General features: G+C 72.9%; 16 protein-coding genes. 10 read left to right on the forward strand and 6 right to left on the reverse strand.

What is annotated here, in order from left to right:
• The first annotated feature begins 112 nt into the window (after positions 1-112).
• From MED01_RS31655 to MED01_RS31665, 3 genes are read left to right on the forward strand one after another with little or no spacing between them, the layout of a single operon-like run.
• Entirely contained in the window at positions 113-1237 is a 1125-nt protein-coding gene (locus MED01_RS31655; RefSeq protein WP_238672126.1) for a baeRF2 domain-containing protein, read from the forward strand.
• Positions 1230-2984, forward strand: a complete 1755-nt coding sequence (locus MED01_RS31660) for a thiamine pyrophosphate-binding protein (protein WP_238672127.1) — start codon at positions 1230-1232, stop codon at positions 2982-2984. Before MED01_RS31655 ends, MED01_RS31660 begins: the two co-directional genes overlap by 8 nt.
• Before the next feature lie 49 nt (positions 2985-3033).
• On the forward strand, positions 3034-4137 hold the full coding sequence (locus MED01_RS31665) for an iron-containing redox enzyme family protein (RefSeq protein WP_238672128.1): 1104 nt from the start codon (positions 3034-3036) through the stop codon (positions 4135-4137).
• 203 nt (positions 4138-4340) lie between these two features.
• On the opposite strand, the gene MED01_RS31670 is transcribed toward MED01_RS31665, so the two are convergent.
• Entirely contained in the window at positions 4341-4571 is a 231-nt protein-coding gene (locus MED01_RS31670; protein ID WP_238672129.1) for a CDGSH iron-sulfur domain-containing protein, read from the reverse strand.
• A 145-nt stretch (positions 4572-4716) separates the two neighbouring features.
• Here MED01_RS31670 and MED01_RS31675 point away from each other — a divergent pair, with 145 nt between their 5' ends.
• Together MED01_RS31675 and MED01_RS31680 are read left to right on the forward strand one after the other, a co-directional pair.
• Positions 4717-6159: a hypothetical protein gene (locus tag MED01_RS31675; RefSeq protein ID WP_238672130.1), complete on the forward strand. Its 1443-nt coding sequence runs from the start codon at positions 4717-4719 to the stop codon at positions 6157-6159.
• Between the two features lie 222 nt (positions 6160-6381).
• Entirely contained in the window at positions 6382-7530 is a 1149-nt protein-coding gene (locus tag MED01_RS31680) for a SigB/SigF/SigG family RNA polymerase sigma factor (RefSeq protein WP_238672131.1), read from the forward strand.
• 64 nt (positions 7531-7594) lie between these two features.
• Here MED01_RS31680 and ctaD read toward each other — a convergent pair whose 3' ends face one another.
• The 5 genes from ctaD to MED01_RS31705 form a co-directional block, all read right to left on the reverse strand.
• A complete protein-coding gene (gene ctaD, locus MED01_RS31685; protein WP_238672132.1) occupies positions 7595-9586 on the reverse strand; it encodes an aa3-type cytochrome oxidase subunit I in 1992 nt (663 codons plus the stop codon).
• A 125-nt stretch (positions 9587-9711) separates the two neighbouring features.
• The gene (locus MED01_RS31690) at positions 9712-10440 is read right to left on the reverse strand and encodes an ATP-binding protein (RefSeq protein ID WP_238672133.1); all 729 of its coding nucleotides are present in this window, start codon (positions 10438-10440) and stop codon (positions 9712-9714) included.
• A gap of 147 nt (positions 10441-10587) precedes the next feature.
• Positions 10588-11046, reverse strand: a complete 459-nt coding sequence (locus MED01_RS31695) for a DUF4383 domain-containing protein (RefSeq protein ID WP_372493770.1) — start codon at positions 11044-11046, stop codon at positions 10588-10590.
• An 84-nt stretch (positions 11047-11130) separates the two neighbouring features.
• Positions 11131-12270 carry a glycosyltransferase gene (locus MED01_RS31700; protein WP_238672192.1) on the reverse strand — a complete coding sequence of 380 codons (1140 nt, stop codon included), beginning with the start codon at positions 12268-12270 and terminating at the stop codon, positions 11131-11133.
• A gap of 23 nt (positions 12271-12293) precedes the next feature.
• Positions 12294-13277, reverse strand: coding sequence for a glucosyl-3-phosphoglycerate synthase (locus tag MED01_RS31705; RefSeq protein WP_238672193.1), 984 nt, complete (start codon positions 13275-13277; stop codon positions 12294-12296).
• Between the two features lie 228 nt (positions 13278-13505).
• Here MED01_RS31705 and MED01_RS31710 point away from each other — a divergent pair, with 228 nt between their 5' ends.
• The 5 genes from MED01_RS31710 to MED01_RS31730 all read left to right on the forward strand — a co-directional run bounded on the left by MED01_RS31710 (position 13506) and on the right by MED01_RS31730 (position 20730).
• Entirely contained in the window at positions 13506-14516 is a 1011-nt protein-coding gene (locus tag MED01_RS31710) for a Gfo/Idh/MocA family protein (RefSeq protein WP_238672134.1), read from the forward strand.
• Positions 14509-15597 carry a zinc-dependent alcohol dehydrogenase gene (locus MED01_RS31715; protein ID WP_238672135.1) on the forward strand — a complete coding sequence of 363 codons (1089 nt, stop codon included), beginning with the start codon at positions 14509-14511 and terminating at the stop codon, positions 15595-15597. The genes MED01_RS31710 and MED01_RS31715 overlap by 8 nt, the downstream gene beginning before the upstream one ends.
• Positions 15598-15638: 41 nt before the next feature.
• Entirely contained in the window at positions 15639-17441 is a 1803-nt protein-coding gene (locus MED01_RS31720) for an ABC transporter ATP-binding protein (protein ID WP_238672136.1), read from the forward strand.
• Between the two features lie 75 nt (positions 17442-17516).
• On the forward strand, positions 17517-19808 hold the full coding sequence (gene secA2 / locus MED01_RS31725) for an accessory Sec system translocase SecA2 (RefSeq protein ID WP_238672137.1): 2292 nt from the start codon (positions 17517-17519) through the stop codon (positions 19806-19808).
• 181 nt (positions 19809-19989) lie between these two features.
• The gene (locus MED01_RS31730; RefSeq protein ID WP_238672138.1) at positions 19990-20730 is read left to right on the forward strand and encodes a GAF and ANTAR domain-containing protein; all 741 of its coding nucleotides are present in this window, start codon (positions 19990-19992) and stop codon (positions 20728-20730) included.
• Positions 20731-20750 lie beyond the last annotated feature (20 nt).

Genomic DNA, 20750 nt, shown 5'->3' on the forward strand with positions numbered 1-20750 from the left:
CGACGTCCTCGGTTGAACGACGTGAATGAAACCTGGTCACGGGCTCACGGCCGCGAGGTGACATCCCCCGCGACCCGGGTAAGCGAGGGGCCGAGCTGGAAAGGGGTCGAGCATGCAGCTGTCCTTCCTGCGCCCGCTCTACGACCGTCCCGGGCCGTGGTGCTCGGTGTATCTGGACGCCTCCGCGGACACGGAGGACGCCAAACCCGCCCTGGACCTGCGCTGGCGTGCCCTGGAACGCAGCCTGGCCGAACAGGGGGCGGACGAGGCGAACATCGCCGCGCTGGACCGGGTGGTCCGAGGTCATGATCCGATGGTCGGGGACTACGGCCTGGCGCTCTTCGCCAGTCACGGCCAGGTGGTGCTCTCCGAGTACCTGTCCGCGCCGCCACTGCGGGACCTGGCCAACGTCGGCCCGTTGCCGCACGTGATGCCGCTGCTCGCCCAGCGCGGCGAGCAGGTGGCCTGGGTACGTGTGATCGCCGACCGTCTCGGCGCCGACGCGATGGCGGTCAGCGCCGGCGGGGTGCCCCGGCGTGCGCACGTCGCCGGCCGCGACGAGTACCCGCTGCGGCGCACGAAGCCCGGCGGCTGGTCCCAGTCGCGCTATCAGCGGGCGGCCATGGAGGCGTGGCACCAGAACGCCGGCGACGTCACAGCGGCGACAGTGCAGCTGGCCGACCGGGTCGGCGCGGACGTGGTGGTGGTCGCCGGTGACGTCCGGGCCACCGGAATGATCGCCGCCCAGATGCCGGAGCGCTGGCAGGACCAGGTGGTCCGTACCGATGCCGGGTCGCGGGCCGGCGGCGCCGACCAGACGATGCTGGACGACCTCACCGTGCAGACCATCGCGGAGATCGCCGACCAGCGGATCAGCGCCGCGCTGGACAAGTTCGGCGTGCAGGAGGACGTGGGCGGCGGCCTCGACGCTGTCGTCTCGGCCCTGCAACGCAACCAGGTCGACATGATGATCATCGTGGACGACCCGTCGGCGAACGGTGAATTGTGGATCGGGGCGGAACCCACCGAGATCGCCGTCGACCCGGGGCAGTTGGCCGCGATGTCGGTGGCCGACCCGCAGCGGGTACGCGCCGACGCGGCGCTGGTCCGAGCTCTCGTCGGCACCGACGCGGCCCTGACCGTGCTCGGCCCCGACGAGGCGCCGGACCTCGCCGACGGCGTAGGCGCGGTACTGCGCTACGTCGACCCCAGCACACCCGGGCGCGGCAATGGTTGACCGCACAGTCGCGGACGTGGTCGTGGAACGACTGCTGGCCTGGCGGGTGCCCCGCGCCTTCGGGTTCCCGGGTGAGGCGATCGCTCCACTGGTCGACGCGCTGGACCGCACCGGCGGCGAGCCGGCGTTCATCCCGGCCCGGCACGAGGAGACCGCCTCGTTCATGGCAACCGGGCACGCCAAGTTCACCGGCGGCATCGGGGTCTGCCTCGCCACCCAGGGGCCCAGCGCCGTCCAGCTGCTCAACGGCCTCTACGACGCCAAGCTGGACAGCAAGCCGGTGGTGGCCATCGTCGGGGAGGACATCTCCGGGCCGCTCGGCGGCGCGCACCAGGAGATCGGGCTGAGCCGGCTCTTCGGGGACGTGTGCAACCAGTTCGTCAGGTACGGCCGCAGCCCCGACGAGGTGGGGGCGCTGCTGGACCAGGCGTTCCGGACGGCGGCGGCGACCCGCAGCCCGACGTGCGTGGTGCTGCCCCGACAGTTGCAGGAGGCGCTGGTGCCCGACCTGCAGTCGTACGGCGCCGGGGTGATCACGGCGACCCCCGGCGAGCCGCTGGCCCGGGTCCTGCCGCACGAGGTGGACCTGGACGCCGCCGCGCAGCTGCTCAGCGGCGGCCAGCGGACCGCGATCCTGGTGGGCCAGGGTGGTCGGGACGCGGCCGCCGAGATCATCGAGATCGCCGACCGGCTGGGGGCCGGGGTGGCCACCTCGCTGCTCGGCAAGCCGGTGCTCGACGAGCGGTTGCCGTTCCACACCGGGGTGCTCGGCGAGGTCGGCACCCCGGCGGCGGCCGAGCTGATGGGTGGGTGCGACACGCTGCTGATGATCGGCACCAACGACCCGTGGACCGACTACTTCCCGATGCCGGAGCAGGCGCGCACTGTGCAGATCGACATCGACGGCCGACGCATCGGCACCCGCTACCCGGCCGACGTGCCGCTGGTCGGCGATGCCGCCGAGACGCTGCGGGCGCTGCTGAGCCGGTTGCGCGGCCGGTCCGAACAGCAGTGGCGTGCCACAGTCGAGAGCTCGGTGGACCGCTGGCGGGAGGTCGCCGCCGAGCGGGCTGCCGCCGCCGCGGACCCGGTCAACCCGCAGCTCGTCCTGCAGGAGTTGTCCGCCCGGATGCCCGGCACCGGCGCGGTCGCTGTCGACGTCGGGTCGGTCCTCTACTGGTACGCCCGGCACCTGACCCTGCCGCCGGGGGTCAACGCGCAGCTGTGCGGCACCCTCGGCTCGATGGGCTGCGCGCTGCCGTACGCGGTGGCGGCCAAGCTCGCCGCCCCCGACCAGCCGGTGGTCGCGCTGGTCGGAGACGGGGCGATGCAGCTCAACGGGCTCGCCGAACTGATCACCGTCTCGCACCTCTGGCAGCAGTGGCGCGACCCGCGGCTGGTGGTGCTGGTGCTCAACAACCGGGACCAGAACGGCATGGGTGGTGGGCGACAACCGTCGTCCGACCCGACCCACCGCCGCCCCGACGTGCCGTACGCCGGGTGGGCCCGGCTGCTGGGGCTGCACGGGGTGCGGGTGGACCGTCCGGAGCTGGTCGGCGCGGCCTGGGACGAGGCCCTCGCCGCGGACCGCCCCTGCGTACTGGAGGCGGTCGTCGACCCGGCGGTGTCGCTGGCGCCGCCGGAGCCCGCCTTCGCCGACCTGCGCGGCCTGTACGCCGAGGGCGCTCCGGCCCGGAAGGTCCGCGAGCAGGTGGAGGTCACCGCGAACGCCGACGACCTCGTTTAGCCACCCCGGACCAGGGCATGAGTAGCGGCCCGACGACGCTGGAGGTCCCATGTCCGAGCCCGCCGACCGCCGCTACGGTCCCGCGACCCTGCCGACGGCACGGGGTCCGCTCTCCGCAGCGGTCGTGGAGGCTCTGCGGCACCCGCCGCACGACCTGCCGGTCGATCTCGGCGTCGACGTCTACCCGCCGGACCCGTTCACCGACGAGGACCTGCAGCTCACGCTGTTCCTCTGCTACGAGCTGCACTACCGGGGCTGGGCCGGGGTGGACGAGTCGTGGGAGTGGCAGCCGACGCTACTGGCGCTGCGTGCCCGCTGCGAACGGGTCTTCGAGGCGGCGCTGCGCCGGCTGGCCACCCCGCCGCCGGTGCCCGCCGCCGGGGTGGCGGCCGGCCTGGCCGAGCTGGTCGCGGAAGACGACGGTCCGGCGCTGGCGGCGACGCTGCAACGCCGCGCCGACCTCACCCAGTTCCGCGAGTTCGCCGCCCACCGCTCCGTCTACCACCTGCGGGAGGCGGACCCGCACAGCTGGGCGCTGCCCCGCCTCGGTGGCCCGGCCAAGGCAGCGCTCGTGGAGATCCAGACCGACGAGTACGGCAGCGGGCGGCTGGACCGGATGCACGCCGAGCTGTTCCGGAGTACCCTCGAGCGGCTGGGCCTGGACACCGGCTACGGGGCGCACATCGACGTGGCGCCGGCGGTGACGTTGGCGACCAACAACCTGATGTCGCTGTTCGGGCTGCACCGACGGTTGCGCGGCGCGCTGCTCGGGCACCTGGCGGCGTTCGAGATGACCTCCTCGCTGCCCAACCGTCGCTACGGCAACGGGTTACGCCGGCTCGGCTTCGACGAGGTGGCCACCCGCTTCTACGACGAGCACGTCGAGGCCGACGCGGTGCACGAGCAGATCGCCGCGCACGACATGTGCGGCGGCCTGGTCCGCGTCGAGCCGGCCCTCGCCTCCGATGTGCTCTTCGGTGCGGCGGCCGGGCTCGCTGTGGACCGGCTGTTCGCCGCGCACCTGCTGGACAGCTGGGCCGCCGGCCGCAGCTCGCTGCGCCCGCCGGCCCCGCCGGCCGTGCCGCCGACCGTCTCGCTCGCCGTGGCCGCGTGCGCCGCGGTGGCCCCGCCGGTCCGGACCGTCGTCGGCTGACGGCCGCGACGGGGATGCCGCGCCGCGGCCGGGCCGGGCGCGGTGCCCCGCCCGGCCCCTGCGTGCCACCTTTGCTCTGCTTCAACCCGCGCAACGGTATGGACCTGGAACTGTTGCGTTCGTTGAAGCAGAGCAAAGGACGTGGGTCGGGGACGGCCTCTCGTCCCCACTCCTTCGTCACGAGGCGTGGCGAAGGAGCGGGGTCAGCCCTCGCGAGCGGTGCCCGCGCGGAAGTTGATCGCCTTGTGAGTGCCGTCGCAGAACGGCTTGAGCGCCGACTTGCCGCACCGGCACAACGCCACGGTGCCCCGCCGCGCGTCGATGCGCTCGCCGTCCGGGGTGACCAATGCGAAGTCGCCACGGACCAGCAGCGGTCCGTCCTCGTACGGGGTGATCGTGGCTGCGGCTGGCTCGCTGGTGTCGTCGGTGCGCATGGCCCCGGAAGTGCCCGTCCTGGCCCTGGCGAAACCCGAGCCGCCGAACGCCGGTGATGACCGGGGCACCCCGCTGACCAGCAGAATGTGCCGCCGGGTGGGTGATGCCCCGTTTGAACCCCATCGGGACGGGAAGCCGGGCCGCGTGGTGAGCGAACGAGGCAAGGTGGGGCCGGTGCACAAGGTGCACAAGGGGCTCACGGCCGATGGCGCCGGTCTCGCCGGCGACCGGGTCGTGGCCGTGGGCAGCTCCGCCCGGGTGCTGGTCGCCGCCACCGCCCGAGCACTGCGCGGAGTCGACTGCGCCGACCTCGGGCACACCGGGCCGACGTCGCGGTTCCCCGGCGCCCCCGAGCCGGTACGCCGTGCCGCGGTCACCCGCGCCGCCGGCCGGGTCGCGCTCACCGTGGCCCAGACCGACGAGGTGGACGCCGCCCGGGTGGCCCGCTGGTTCGTCGACCAGTACCCCCGTCGGCGCTACCCCGGGGTGCTGATCGGCTCTCCGCACGGCGCGGCCGCTCACCTCGCGGTGGCCCTCGGCGTGCCGTGGCTACCGGCGGGCTTCGAGATGACGGTGCACTGGTCCGACGGCGGGGTGGACCGCCCGGCGGACGCCGCGGAGCATGGCGCCGCACTCGCCACCCGGTTGCTCGCCGGCAACGCCGACCTGCACCTGCGCCAGGTGCACTGCCCGGCGAGCCGTGGCGCGCTGACCGGGGCGACGGTCTCGCTGACCGCCGCGTGGAGGGCCCTACCGGCCGCGTACACGCGGTTCCTGGCCGACCTGCTGGTGCCGGGTGCCCCAGTGCTGCTGGTCAGCGACGCGCGCACCTGGCCGGTGCTGGAGCGCGGAGCGGCGCACAGCTTCCAGGTCGGCTGCCCGGGAAGCGGGCTGGACCCTGTCGACTTCCACCCCGACAGCCACGCGTTGCGACAGGTGCTGCGCTCCGTCGGCGGCGACGCGACCCGGTGGGAGCCGCCGGAGGTGTCAGTGCCGTCGGCGTACGCCGAGCACGGCGTCGACTCGGGCTTCGAGCTGGCCGCGCGGGACTGGTCCACCCGGCACCAGCACCCCCTGCACCGGGTGCTGGTGCCCCGGCCGTCGGCGCTGAGCGCGGGCGTGGCCGACCTGTACCGGCGATGGCTGCGGCGCGCCGGCAAGACCGGTGACCGGTTGGTGGTGGAGTGCGGTCGACTGCTCGACCCGTGGCAGGTGGTGCGGGCGGGGCTGGTGCCGTACTGGTGTGAGAACGCCACCCGACGCAGCGTCGACGAGGCCGAGTGGTGGCTGGCCGGCAGCGAGGCGTTCAGCTCGGTGGACGTGTTGCCCGAGCCGCCCGGGGTGCGCTCACCCGCGCTGGCCGGGCTGCCGCAGTGGCTGGCCGTCGCCGGGTTCGGTCGGCGGCGTCGGGCGTTGGACCGCACCACCGCGCGGGGTTACCCGGTCACCTCGGTGCCCACCCGCCGGGCCACCGAGGTGCTGCGCGCCCAGCCGTACGACCTGCCCGCGCCGCCCCCGCTGGCTGTCGCCGAGGCCCTCGCGGTGCTCCGCGACAGCGGCGGCCACCAGGGGTTGTTGGTCTCCTGAGACGGAGGACGCCGAAACATCCTCGCGAACCCGGGGTCCCGTGATTGAGTACCTACGGAGCGGGAACATCGCTGGCTGCGACGGCCTGATTGCGCTGCGTAGAGGCGGTGTCGCCCGCTGGCATCCCAGTCACTGACCCACTTTCCGGCCCGGTGCGTGGCTCGACCACGCGCACGACCGGTTTCCCGATCCGGGCGGGGGACCTTCCTGAGGGAGGCGCGGATGTTCGGACAGACGAGCACGACCACGACCACGACCCCACCACCACCCAACGATCGAGGGCTGGAGGATCTCGACGCGGCGGCGATGGCGTACGCGGCCCGGATCGCCGGGCTGCCGCCGGAGCGGCGCGGGGAGGCCCGGGACGACCTGGTGCGCTTCGCGCTGCCGTTCGCCGGTCGGCTGGCCCGCCGGTACCGGGGGCGGGGGGAGCCGCTGGAGGACCTGGAGCAGGTGGCCCGACTGGGGCTGGTCAACGCCGTCGACCGCTATGACCCGGAACGGGGCTCGTTCACCGCCTACGCCGCCATCACCATCGTTGGCGAGATCAAACGGCACTTCCGGGACCGAACCTGGGGCGTGCACGTGCCCCGTCGGCTCCGGGACCTGATCCTCGAGGTGGGGCAGGCCACCGCCGCGCTCACCAGCGAGCTGTCCCGGGCCCCGTCGGTGGCCGAGCTGTCCGCCCGGCTGGAGACCCCGGAGGAGGAGATCCTCGCCGCCCTGGAGTCGGCGGCCGGCTACAGCCCGGCCTCGCTGAACGCGCCGGTGGGTGGGGAGAGCTCCGCCGAGTTCGGGGACCTGGTCGGCGAATCCGACAATGCGCTGGAGTCCGTCGACGACCGGGTGACGGTGAGCGGCCTGCTGCACCGACTGCCCTGGCGTGAGCGACGGATCCTCGCGATGCGCTTCTACGGCAACCAGACCCAGGCGGAGATCGCCGCCCGGTTCGGCATCTCACAGATGCACGTGTCCCGGCTGCTGTCGCGGGCGCTCACCTGGCTGCGCCAGGCGATGCTCGCCGACGCGCCGCCGCCGTGGCAGAACGGCGCCGCCGAACCCGACCCTGGCAAGACCCGGATCTCGGTCAAGCAGGACGGCGACTCGGTGGTGGTCGAGGTCGGCGGCGAGATCGACCGCGACGGCGCGGACCAGCTGCGCCGGGCCATGCTGGAGGCGGTCACCGGCCAGCCCAGCGAGGTGGTCGTCGACCTGGTCGGCGCGGGTGGCTTCGACGCCGGTGGGATCGCCGCGCTGATGGCCGGCCGGGACGCGGCGGAGCGGACCGGGGTGCCGCTGCGGCTGACCCGGGTCCAGCCCGCGGTACGCCGCTCGCTCACCGCCGCCGGCCTGTCGCCGGCCCGGGACTGACGCACACTGACAAGCGAAGGGCCGACACCCCGCTGGGTGTCGGCCCTTCTGCGCGTACCCCTGATCAGTGCTCTTCGGGGTTGCCGTCGCTGTGCGGGTGCCGCCAGCGCTCGTGCGGCTTCGGCGCGTCCTCGGCGTCCTGCGGCGGGTCGCTCTGCTCGAAGCTCGGCCGACGGACGCCCTCGGGCTCCGGCACGTCCACCGGCCGGGCGCCGGAGCGTGGCGCCGGCTGGTAGTCGACGGCGTCGCGGGCGCCGTGCGCGCCCTCGGCGGCCGGCGACTCCGGGACGTGGTGCTCCAACCGCAGTTCCTCGGCGAACTGCTGCGGCGGCTTGGTGGTGCGCTGCGGCAGGTCGCGGCCCAGGTCGGCGACGAGCGGGCCGTACTTCAGGTCGAAGGCGGGGCGCTCGGAGCGGATCCGGGGCATCCGGTCGAAGTTGCGCAGCGGCGGCGGGCAGCTGGTTGCCCATTCGAGGGAGTTGCCGAAGCCCCACGGGTCGTCCACAGTCACCATCGCCCCGTACCGCCAGGACTTCCAGGCGTTGTACATGAAGAAGAGGGTGGAGAGGCCGAGGATGAACGCGAAGATGCTGGAGATCGTGTTCAGCGTGGTGAAGCCGTCGGTGGGCAGGTAGTCGGCGTACCGGCGCGGCATGCCCTCGTTACCCAGCCAGTGGTGCACCAGGAAGGTGCCGTGGAAGCCGATGAACATGGTCCAGAAGTGCGCCTTGCCGAGCCGTTCGTCGAGCAGCCGCCCGGTCATCTTCGGCCACCAGAAGTAGTAGCCGCCGAAGAGGGCGAAGACCACGGTGCCGAACACCACGTAGTGGAAGTGCGCCACCACGAAGTAGCTGTCGTGGGTGTGCCAGTCGACCGGCGGGCTGGCCAGCAGCACGCCGGTGAGGCCGCCGAGCAGGAACGTGACCAGGAAGCCGATGGCGAACAGCATCGGCGTCTCGAAGGTGAGCTGGCCCTTCCACATGGTGCCGATCCAGTTGAAGAACTTCACACCGGTGGGCACCGCGATCAGGTAACTCAGGATGCTGAAGAACGGCAGCAGCACCTGGCCGGTGGCGAACATGTGGTGCGCCCAGACTGTCATCGACAGCACGGTGATGGCGGCGGTGGCCAGCACGATCCCGGTGTAGCCGAAGAGCGGCTTGCGGGAGAAGACCGGAATGATCTCGGTGATGATGCCGAAGAACGGCAACGCGATGATGTAGACCTCGGGGTGGCCGAAGAACCAGAACAGATGCTGCCAGAGCATCGGGCCACCCGTGGCCGCGTCGTACACGTGCGCGTTGAGCAACCGGTCGGCGGAGAGCGCCAGCAGCGCGGCGGCCAGCAGTGGGAAGACGAGGATCACCAGCAAGCTGGTGAACAGCATGTTCCAGGTGAAGACCGGCATCCGGAACATGGTCATGCCCGGCGCGCGCAGGGTGAGGATCGTGGTGATCAGGTTGACCGCGCCGAGGATGGTGCCGAGCCCGGAGACGACCAGGCCGAGCACCCACATGTTCGCGCCCACGCCGGGGCTGTTGTCCACGTCGCTGAGTGGGCTGTACGCGGTCCAGCCGAAGTCCGCCGAACCCCCCGGGGTGACGAACCCGCCGACCACCATCAGCCCGCCGAACAGGTACAGCCAGTAGGCCAGCGCGTTGAGGCGGGGGAACGACACGTCCGGCGAGCCGATCTGGATCGGCACGATGTAGTTGGCGAACCCGAACGCCGCGGGCGTGGCGAACAGCAGCAGCATCACCGCGCCGTGCGAGGTGAAGAGCTGGTTGTACTGCTCGGGGGAGAGGAACTGCATCCCCGGTCGAGCCAGCTCGGCGCGCATCACCATCGCCTGCAGCCCCGCCAGCAGGAAGAACCCGAAGGAGGTCAGCAGATACAGCAGGCCGATCTGCTTGTGGTCGGTAGTGGCGAGGAACTTGATCAGGGAGTTGCCCGGGATCGGTGCCCGTACCGCTCCCGGGAACCCCCCGAAACGGGCCGGTGCCAGGATTGCCGGGCCCCGATCGCGACCGGGTTCCGTGGTTACCCGCTTGGGCATGGCTGCTCACCCCGTCGTGACGGCAGAAAGGACGGGCGTGCCTACCCGACCCTCGCACCATGTAACCAGGCCAGAGCGGTAAATTCGGTCAGAACGCTGGTACCGGGTGCAAGCGCCTCGAACGCTCAGGTTGCCGGCAGCATCGCCCAGACGGCCTTGCCCGGCCCGGTCGGCACGCTGCCCCACCGCTGGGTCAGCTCCCGGACCAGCATCAACCCTCGTCCACCCTCGGCGTGCAGGTCCGTCCCGCCCGCGCGGGCCTGGGCGCTGCTGCCGTCCACCACCGCCAGGTGCAGATACGGCCGGCGCAGGGTCACCGTCACCTGCATCGGTGTGCCGGCGTGGCGCACCACGTTGCCGACCAGTTCGCTGAGGACCAAAGCGGCCGGGCCGGACGCGTCGGGCAGGTTCCACCGCGTGCACGCCTCGGTGACCAGCTCCCGGGCCCGCCGGCAGGCCCCGGCGACCGGCTCCAGCCGGGTCCGCATCCGCAACGGGGACGTCGTGCCGGCCAACCGGGTCGCCTCAGCGCAGTCCGCGGAGACCGGAAGCACCCGGCACGTGGTCGACTCGGCCAGCCATCGTGCGGCGACCGGCGACGGGGAGCAGAGCAGCACCGGCACGGCCGGCCACTCCTCGGCCCGGCGGGCCGTCGCGGCGAACACGGACAGCGCCAGTCGGTCCTCCACGTTCACCCCGGCCATGTCGACCACCAGCGCCTCCGGCTGGTCGACCAGCGCGTCGCTGAGCGCCCGGTGCACCGAGCGCATCGTGCCCAGGTGCAGCGGACCGGTGAGCCGGACGACCGCCACCGGTGCCGTGGTACGCACCTCGCAGGTGATCCCGCTCGACATCGGCGCCTCAATTCGCTGCTGGGTCGGGATCTGCCAACTACCCGAGGCCGTTCCCGATCAAACCGGACCGACGTCGGGGCGAGGCAGGTCACGTCCCGCAACCCCCAGGTCAGGGACGGGCGCAACCGTTCGAGCCGGGGTCGACGGTCAACGACGGGGCCGACCGGTCAGGACGCCCAGCGCGATCATGCCGACGCCGAGCCCCAGGTGCAGCCAGTCGTCGGCGTCGTTGACCGGCAGCACGTTCGCCCCGGTGTCGTGGTCCACCGCCAGCCCGTACAGCCAGAGCACCAGGTAGATCGCCCCGCCGCCGATCAGGAACGCCCGAGCGCCGGTGACCGTCCGGGCCAGCAGCAGGCCCGCCACCCCGTACGCCAGGTGCACCAGGTTGTGCAGCACCGACACCTGGAAGACGCCGAACAGGAACGCGCCCGAGTCGTGGCCGGCGAAGCGCAGCGCGTCCATGCCGGTGGTGATCCCCGGCACGAAGCCGAGCGCGCCGATCAGCAGGAACAGCACCCCCACCGTCGCCGCCGCGCGACGGACCGGCGGTTTGCCGTCGGCCGGGTTGGGTCGGGCCCGGGAGTGCGCCATCGGTCCGACCATTCCCGGCTCCTCGTCGCGCGGCGGGCATGAGCGCTGCCGGCTACCCGCTGACGCGACAGGCAAACCGTCCCGCCCCGCCGTCGGTCAGGCCGGCAGCAACCTCGGCGCGCTCGCCGACTGCCGGACCCGCTCGTACAGCTCGACGTAACGCTGCGCCATCACCGCGGGCGTGAAGCGCTGCGCTGCCACCCGCCGGCACTCGTCGGGGTCGAGCAACTCGGCGGCGAGGACGAGGTCGTCCAACTCCTCCTCGTCGGTGGTGAGCAGCCCGGTACGGCCGTGCTCGATCAGCTCCGGCAGGCAACCCCGGGCGGTGGCCACCACCGGCGTACCCAGGGCGAGCGACTCGACGACCGCCGTGCCGCCCGGCTCCTCCCACCGCAGCGGGAACAGCGACGCACGGGCGCTGGCGAGCAGGTCGTCGCGTTCCTGGCCAGCCACGGTGCCGACCCAGCGGACCAGGTCGCCGTCGACGTGCGGCGCCACCTCGTCGAGGAAGAACCGCACGTCCGGGTTCTGCCGGGCCTCGTCGCCGGCCGCGGCCAGGTCGGCCGGCCGATGGTACGGGCCGACGGGGCCGGCCAGCACCAGCGGAACACCGACCCGGTGCGCGAGCCGGGCACCCACGTCCTGCCCCTTGCCCGGGTTGATCCGGCCCAGGATGAGCAGGTGCTCGCCCTTGTCCGGTCGGGGCCGCCGGTCGGCGTCGACGGCGAGCGGCGTGGACAGGTGCACGTGCCCCACCGAGTGCTCCCGCAGCGCCAGCGGGGCGCGGGCCAGCTGCGACGCGGAGACGCCGTTGACCCGGACCCGGTCGCCGCCGTCCAGGCTGCCGTAGAGCGCCGGGTGCTTGGCCAGGTCCCAGTGCAGGGTGTGCAGGGTCGGCGGTCCGGCCGGCCCCATCGCGGCGAGGGTGGCCAGCCCGACCGCCTCGACGTGATCGTGCACCAGGTCGATGTCGTCGCGGGAGTGCAGCTCCCGGACCACCCCGGCCAGGTGCGCCTGGGCGATCCCGCAGACCTGGTTGTACGGCCGCTGCAACGCGGCGAACTGCCCGTCGGCGAAGACCGAGATCTGCTCGTCCACCGGCAGGGTGCTGCTGCCCACCGAGGCGAGCACCACCCGTACGCCGAGTCGCCGCAGCTCCGGCACCAGCGTGGCGATGACGTTCTCGATGCCGCCGTAGCCGGGCGGTGGCACCGACAGCCACGGGCCGGCGTTCATCAGCACGGTGAGGCTCCTCGCGCTCACGCGGCGGCCACCCTTCGGCGGGGCACCCGGTGGCGCAGTTCGGCCAACGGCGGGCGTTCCTCGATGGACACGTCGCTGACCACGATCTCGCGGTCCAGGTTCGGCAGGGTGTCCGAACCGCCGCGACGGAACTGGGTCAGCAACGCCTCCGGCGCCAGCCCGGGGGTGGCCCAGCCGCGCCGTTGCAGCCGGGACCAGGCGGTCAACATGATCTGCGCGGACATCCGGCCGAGGGCGGCGGTGTCCTGGTGGCGGTGCTTGCGCTCACCGAGGTCGACCTGCGCCAGCGCGTCCAGGCCGACCAGGTCGAGCAGGTCGATCATCATGGCCGTCTCCACCCCGTATCCGGAGACGAACGGCACCTGGGCCAGCACGTCCCGGCGACCCGCGTACTCGCCGGCCAGCGGCTGCACGAAGCCCGCCAGCTCGGGCCAGAAGAGGTTGAGCAGCGGCCGTGCCATCAACTCGGTCACCCGGCCCCCGCCGTCCTGCTCCACGCTGGCGGTGCCCACCAGGGGCCGGTGGTAGAAGCCCTTCACGAAGTCGACCGACGGGTCGGTCAACAGCGGGCCGAGCAGCCCACTCACGAAGTGCGGCCGGAACTCCCGCAGGTCGGCGTCGATGAACGCCACCACGTCTCCCTCGGCGGCGGCCAGCCCGGCCCAGAGCGCGTCGCCCTTGCCGGTGAGCCGCGGCAACCCCCGGGTCATCGCGTCCTGACTGACCACCTCCGCGCCGGCGGCCCGGGCCACCTGAGCGGTCCGGTCCGTCGAGCGGGAATCCACCACGATCAGCTCGTCGACCAGGGCCACCCGATCCATCAGGTGCTCCCGGATGGTCGACACGATCGCGCCGACGGTGGCCTCCTCGTTGCGGGCCGGCAGCACCACGCTGACCCGGGTCTCACCCTTGGCACGCAACAGCCGGCGGGCTGGCCAGTCCGCCGCGGACGTCGTCCGGTACGTAGCCCACGCCTCCACCACCGGCGACACGTTCGATGTCGTATCCCGCACGGGCACCCCTCCGTTCGTGCGTGGAAAAACCGAAATTGGTTGTTCCCATTCCTCATCACGCGCTAACCGCATTCTCGGCAACAGCTTGATCACAGAGGTGACGACAATTCGTTCCCGGGGGATGAACGTTTGATTGCGCACACCCCAGGGGACTGCTCCCATCGCACATGAAACGTCTTCGAAGGGGTGTGGGGGATGCGGAACTGTCGGGTGGGGCTGGTCGGGGCCGGCGGCGTGGCACAGCGTCACGCGCGGGTGCTGGCCGGGTTCGACGACGTCGAGCTGGTCGGCGTCACCGACGTGGCGCCGGAGGCGGCGTCCGCGCTGGCCGCACAGCACGGCGGGAGGGCCTGCGCCGACGTCGCCGAGCTGCTGGCCACCGATCTGGACGCCGTGTACGTCTGCGTGCCACCGTTCGCGCACGGCCCCGCCGAGGAAGCGGTGATCGAAGCCGGGGTGCCGATGTTCGTGGAGAAGCCCGTCGCTGTCGACCTGAGCACCGCCGAGCGGATCGCCGACCTGGTCGCGCGGCGTGGGCTGCGTACCGCCGTCGGCCACCACTGGCGTTACCTGAGCGTGCTCGACCAGGCCCGCGACCTGCTCGCCGACCGTCCGGTGCGGATGGTCAGCGGCGCCTGGCTGGACAAGGTGCCGCCGGTGGCGTGGTGGTCGCGGCGGGACCGCTCCGGCGGGCCGGTGGTCGAACAGGCCGCCCACGTGCTCGACCTGATCCGTGTGCTGGCCGGCGAGGTCACCGAGGTCACCGCGTACGGCAACGGCACCCCACCGCCGGTCGACGGCGCCGACATCGACTCGGTGACCACCGCCGCGCTGCGCTTCGCCGACGGCGCGGTCGGCACGCTCAGCGCCGCCTGCGTCCTCGGCTGGAAGCACCGCGCCGGCCTGGAGATCCTCGCCGACGGGCTGGCCCTCGCGATCACCGAGGAAGGGCTGTCGGTGCGCGACGCCAACGGCGAACGACACGTCCCCGCCGACCCGGAAGCCGCCCGGGTGGCGGTGGACCGCGCCTTCGTCGACGCCGTCCGCGGCATCGGCGACGACGTGCGCGTCCCGTACGCCGAGGCCCTCGCGACGCAGCGCCTGGCGCTCGCGGTGGCCGACTCGGCCCGTACCGGCGCCACAGTGCGGCTCGGCGCAGCGACCGCGCCGGCGGTGCTCGCCAGCGGGGTGACAGTCGATGCGTGACAAGGTCGTGGTGGTCACCGGCCCCGGCCGGGTCGACCTCGTCGAGCAGGACGCCGCCCCGCTGCGCCCCGGCACGTTCCGGGTCGAGACGCTGTTCAGCGGTGTCTCCGCCGGCACCGAGCTGAGCTACGTCAAGGGCACGAACCCCTACCTGAACGTCACCTGGAACGCCGACCTGGGCCTGTTCCAGCCGGGCGCGGCCAGCACGCCCTACCCGGTGAACCGCCTCGGCTACATGCAGGTCGGCCGGGTGGTGGAGAGCGAGACCCCGGCGGTCGCGGTGGGCGCTGTCGGCGCGATGACGTACGGGCACCGCACCGGCTGGCTGGCCGACCCGGTCGCCGAGCGGTTCGTGGCGCTGCCCGACGACCTGGACCCGCTGCTCGGCGTCTACGTCGCGCACATGGGCCCGATCTGCGCCAACGGTCTGCTGCACGCCGCCGCCGACCTGCACGGCACCGATGTCCGCGCGCTCGGCGACGGGGTACGCGGCCGACGGGTCGCCGTCGTCGGCGCCGGCGTCGTGGCGCTGCTGACCGCGTTGTTCGCCAGGCGCAACGGCGCAGCGTCGGTGGTGGTGCTCGACCCCACCCCGCAACGCCGCCAGGTGGCCGAGGCGCTCGGTCTGGAAACCCTCGACCCCGACGCGGACGACCCGGCGGTTGTGCTCAAGACCCGTTGGGCGCACACCGCCGGCGACCGGGGCGCCGACGTGGTGTTCCAGTGCCGGGGGCAGGCGTGGGCGCTGCACCTCGCCCTGCGTCTGCTGCGGCCCCAGGGCACCGTCATCGACCTCGCCTTCTATCAGGGCGGCGCGGACGCGGTCCGCCTCGGTGAGGAGTTCCACCACAACGGGTTGTCGCTGCGGTGTGCCCAGATCGGCCGGGTGCCGCGCGGGCTCGCGCCCACCTGGGACCGCGAGCGGCTCTCCGCCGAGACCGTCGACCTGCTCAGGACGTACGGCGACGCGATCCGCAAGCACCTCGTCTCGGCGGTGGTGCCGTTCGACGAGGCACCAGCCCTCCTCACCGACCTGGCCGACCGTCGCCGCCAGGAGCTTCAGGTGGTGCTCGCCGCCTGACCCGCCGTCGCCGCGTGCCCGGGGCGGCTACCGTTCGCGACATGAGCACCGTGCAGGACCGGCCGGTTCCCGGCGACACCTCGAACGACCCGCCGGCCGGCGGCAGCCCCGCGGGCCGGTCGGTCGGCCTGGCCGCGTTGCTGCCCTACCTGCGGGAACACCGCGGCACCCTGGTGGTGGTGGGCGCGCTGTCGCTGGTCGGCTCGGCGGCGTCGTTGGCGCAGCCGCTGCTCACCCGGTCGGTGCTCGAGCGGATCGGCGCCGAGCAGGGCGTGGCCCGGCTGGTGGCGGTGCTGGTGGCCCTCGTGGTGCTCGGCGCGGCGATCGGCGGGTTGCGTGACTACCTGCTGCAACGCACCGCCGAGGGAGTGGTGCTGGGCACCCGGCGCCGTCTGGCGGGTCACCTGCTGCGGCTGCCCATCGCCGAGTACGACAGCCGACGCACCGGTGACCTGCTCTCCCGGGTTGGCTCGGACACCACGCTGCTGCGGGCGGTCGTCACCTCCGGGCTGTTCGAGACGGTCACCGGGGCGGTGACGGTGGTCGGCGCCGGCACGGCGATGGTGCTGCTCGACCCGCTGCTGTTCGGCGTCACACTGCTCGGGGTGGCGCTGGGGTTGGCCTTCGCCGCCACCTTCGCCCGCCGGGTCCGGGCGCTGGCCCGGGTGGCCCAGGAGCGGATCGGCGAGATGACCTCGGCGGTGGAGCGGGCCATCTCGGCGGCCCGGACCATCCGGGCCAGCCGCGCCGAGACCCGGGAGACGGAGACCGTCACCGGCAGCGCGCGGGAGGCGTACGCGGCGGGGCTGCGGGTCGCCCGGGTGCAGGCGTTGGTCGGTCCGATCGGCTCGGTCACCGTGCAGGGGGCGTTCCTGCTGGTGCTCGGCATCGGTGGGGCGCGGGTCGCCGCCGGGGCGATCTCCGTCGGCGACCTGGTCGCGTTCGTCATGTACCTGTTCCTGCTGGCGCTGCCGCTGGGTCAGGTGCTGCGCGCCTACACCCAGTTGCAGTCCGGCCTCGGCGCGCTGCAGCGGATCGAGGAGATCCTCGCGGTGCCCGCCGAGGGCGCGGACGACCGGCCGACGCCCGCCGTCGCGACCCCGCGCCGTCCGACCCCGATGATCGAGTTCGACCGGGTGGGCTTCGGCTACCCGGGCGGCGAGCCGGTGCTGCACGAGGTCAGCTTCGCGGTCCCCGCCGGCACCCGGACCGCCCTCGTCGGCCCGTCCGGCGCCGGCAAGTCCACACTGCTGGCCCTGGTCGAGCGGTTCTACGAGGTGAGCGCCGGCGCGGTCCGCCTCGACGGCACCGACGTACGGGACCTGCCCCGTGACGCGCTGCGGGCCCGGCTCGGCTACGTCGAGCAGGAGGCTCCCGTGCTGGCCGGCACGCTGCGGGAGAACCTGCTGATCACCACCCCGGACGCCACCGACGACCGGTTGCGCGACGTCCTCGACGAGGTCAACCTGGGCCACCTGGCGCAGCGCACCCCGCTGGGCCTCGACGTGCAGGTGGGCGAGGGTGGCGTGCTGCTCTCCGGAGGTGAGCGGCAGCGCCTGGCCATCGCCCGCGCGCTGCTCGCCGGCCCGCCGGTGCTGCTGCTCGACGAGCCGACCAGCAACCTCGACTCCCGCAACGAGGTCGCGCTGCGCCGCGCCATCGACGCCGTGGCCGTCCGCCGGACCCTGTTGATCGTGGCGCACCGGCTCGCCACAGTTGTCGACGCCGACCAGATCGTCGTCCTCGACGGCGGCCGGGTGGTGGCCGTGGGCACCCACGCCGAACTGACCGCCACCGACCCGCTGTACCGGGAACTCGCCAGCCACCAGCTGCTGGTCGGCTGACTGCGCCCCAGGAAGGCAGACTTGCCGGGCGGCCGGGCCGCGCGCGCCGCCCGGAATCGCGTACCGTTGCCGCTCATGGGTGTGTCGCAACGGTTCAAGAGCAAGTTCCGGCGGTTCCTCCAGCGCCCCGGCTCGACCGTGGATCTTGCTCCGCTGGAGAAACTGCTCCCGGCGATCGAGGCGCGCGAGGCTGAGCTCACCGCGCTCGACGACGCCGAGCTGACCGCGGCCGCGGGTGCCGCCGCCGGTTACGAGGAGATCTGCGCCGTCGGCCGTGAGGCCGCCCGCCGCGGCCTCGACCAGCGGCCGTACGACGTGCAGCTGCTCGGCGCGATGTCGCTGCTCTCCGGCAAGGTCGCCGAGATGGCCACCGGTGAGGGCAAGACACTGACCGCCACGGTCGCCGCGTACGGGCACGTCCGGCTCGGCAACGGCCCGGTGCACGTGCTCACCATCAACGACTATCTGGCCCGGCGCGACGCCCAGTGGATGGAGCCGGTCTACACCCTGCTCGGCCTCACCGTCGGCTGGGTCAACGAGGCCTCCACCCCGCAGGAGCGGCGCGACGCGTACGCCTGCGACGTCACCTACGTCTCGGTCAGCGAGGCGGGCTTCGACTACCTGCGCGACCAGCTCGTCACCGACGTGGAAGACCGGGTTCAGCCCGCGCTGACCACCGCCATCGTCGACGAGGCCGACTCGATCATGATCGACGAGGCCCGGGTGCCGATGGTCCTGGCCGGCGCGGTGCCGGGCGAGCAGGACCCGGTGCACGCCGCCGCCGCGCTGGTGCGTGGCCTGCGCAAGGGCAAGCACTACACGGTCGCCGAGGACGGGCGCAGCGTGGCGTTCACCTCCGCCGGCCTGGCCGCCATCGAGGCCAAGCTCGGCATCGACCTGTACGACGAGGAACACGTCGCGCAGCTCTCCGCTGTCAACGTGGCGCTGCACGCGCACGCCCTGCTGCACCGTGACGTGGATTACATCGTCCGGGACGGCTCCGTCGAGCTGGTCGACGAGATGCGCGGCCGGGTGGCCCAGCGCCGCCGCTGGCCGGACGGTCTCCAGGCCGCGGTCGAGGCCAAGGAGGGGCTGGACGCCACCGCCGAGGGTGAGGTGCTCGGCACCATCGCCATGCAGGCGTACATCGCGCTCTACCCCAAGGTCTGCGGGATGACCGCCACCGCGGTGCTGGTCGGCGACCAACTGCGGGAGTTCTTCGACCTTGAGGTCGCGGTGATCCCGCCGAACACCCCGTGCATCCGCGAGGACGAGCCGGACCGCATCTACGCCACCCGGGCGGAGAAGGACGAGGCGCTGATCGACGAGATCCAGCGCTGGCACGCCAAGGGGCGTCCGATGCTGGTCGGCACCCTGGACGTCAAGGAGTCCGAGGGCCTGGCCGCCGGGCTGAACGCCGCCGGGGTGCCCTGCGTCGTACTGAACGCCAAGAACGACGACGAAGAGGCCGCGATCATCGCCGAGGCCGGCGCGTACGGCGCGGTGACCGTCTCCACCCAGATGGCCGGCCGAGGCGTCGACATCCGCCTCGGCGGCAGCGACCAGACCGATCAGGAGCGGGTCGCCGAGCTGGGCGGGCTCTACGTGATCGGCAGCGGCCGGCACGACAGCCGCCGGGTGGACGACCAGCTGCGCGGTCGGGCCGGCCGGCAGGGCGACCCGGGTGGCTCGGTCTTCTTCGTCAGCCTGGAGGACGACCTCGTCGTCCGGCACGCCGCCGACTCGGTGCCGGCCTCGCCGCGGATGAACGCCGACGGTCTGGTGACCGACGAGCAGGTCGACTACGCGGTGGAGCATGCCCAGCGGGTCGCCGAGGGCGTCAACCACGAGATCCACCGCAACACCTGGCGCTACAGCGTGGTGATCGAGCAGCAGCGCAAGGCCCTGGCCGCGCGCCGGGAGCGGCTGCTGACCAGCGACGTGGCCGCGGTCATGCTGCTGGAGAAGGAGCCCGAGAAGGCCGGCGAGATGGACGAGGACCTCCTCGCCCGTGCCGCCCGGTCGATCGCGCTGTACCACCTGGACCGGCTCTGGGCCGAGCACCTTGCCGAGCTGTCGGAGGTCCGCGAGGGCGTGCACCTGCGCGCGCTGGGCCGGCTCGACCCGCTGGACGAGTTCCACCGGGCCGCGGTGCCGGCGTTCAACGACCTGATCCCCGAGATCGAGGCCCGCACCATCGCCACCTTCACCGAGACCGAATTCGATGAGGACTGGCAGCCCGACGACGGCACCCTTGTCCGGCCCACCGCCACCTGGACGTACCTGGTGCACGACAACCCGTTCGGGTCCGAGCTCGACCGCCTGATCGCGTCGATCGGGCGGCGACTCAGCGGCGCCTCGCGCTGACGTACCGACAGTCGGGGCCCCGATCGCGCCTCCGCGCGCGACCGGGGCTCCGATTTACGCCGTTTCGACCCAGGTTTCTCAGGGTAGTAGGGCTGGTCGGTCGAGTCGGGAGAGAGCAGACGATGACACAGGTGACGATGCTTGCCGGGCAGGCACGAGACGGCACGGAGGCTGCGAACCGGTGAACCTCGACACGCGGGAACCGGTGACGCACACCCTCGGCGTCCTGGAAGCAGCCGCACTCTTACGGGAGCTGACCGCCGGGCTGATCGCCCTGACCGACTTTGATGAGGCGCTGCTGGCCCTGGTCCGGGTCACCCGGGACGCCGTCGCCGGAGTGCGCTGGTGCGGGTTCACCGCCCTACGGGCCGGCGAGCCGGCCGGGGTGGCCGCCTCCGACGAGGGGCTGGCCGGGCTGGACGACCTGCGACACGGGCCGGACACACCGGCGATGAGCGCGATCCACCGGCGCGAGATGATCCTCGCCGCCGACCTGACCGGTGAGCCCCGCTGGCCGGCCTGGACGGCGCACGCCCGCGACCTCGGCGTACGCGGGGTGATCTCCGCACCGGTCGACATCGACGACCAGGTCATCGGGGCGATCAACCTGTACGCCGCCGCGCCGGACCTCTTGACCCCGCAACACCAGTTGACCGCCATGCTGCTCGCCGAACACGCAGGTCTGCTGCTCGCCGCCGTCCGCGACCGCAACCGACAACTCACCCTCGCCGGTGAACGGGACACCTCACTCCTGAACGACGGGGTGGTCGGCCAGGCCGTCGGCGTGATCATGACGCAGCGCGGGTGCCCGCCGGCCGAGGCCCTCGACGTGCTGCGCACCGCCGCCACGTCGCTGGACATCCCGCTGCGCGAGGTGGCCGAGCGCCTGGTCCGGACGGTCTCCCGCCAACGCGACAACTGACCCGGTCCGCTGGGCCGCGT

Origin of the sequence: Micromonospora alfalfae, from assembly GCF_022230925.1 — a bacterium.
GTDB lineage: Bacteria > Actinomycetota > Actinomycetes > Mycobacteriales > Micromonosporaceae > Micromonospora > Micromonospora alfalfae.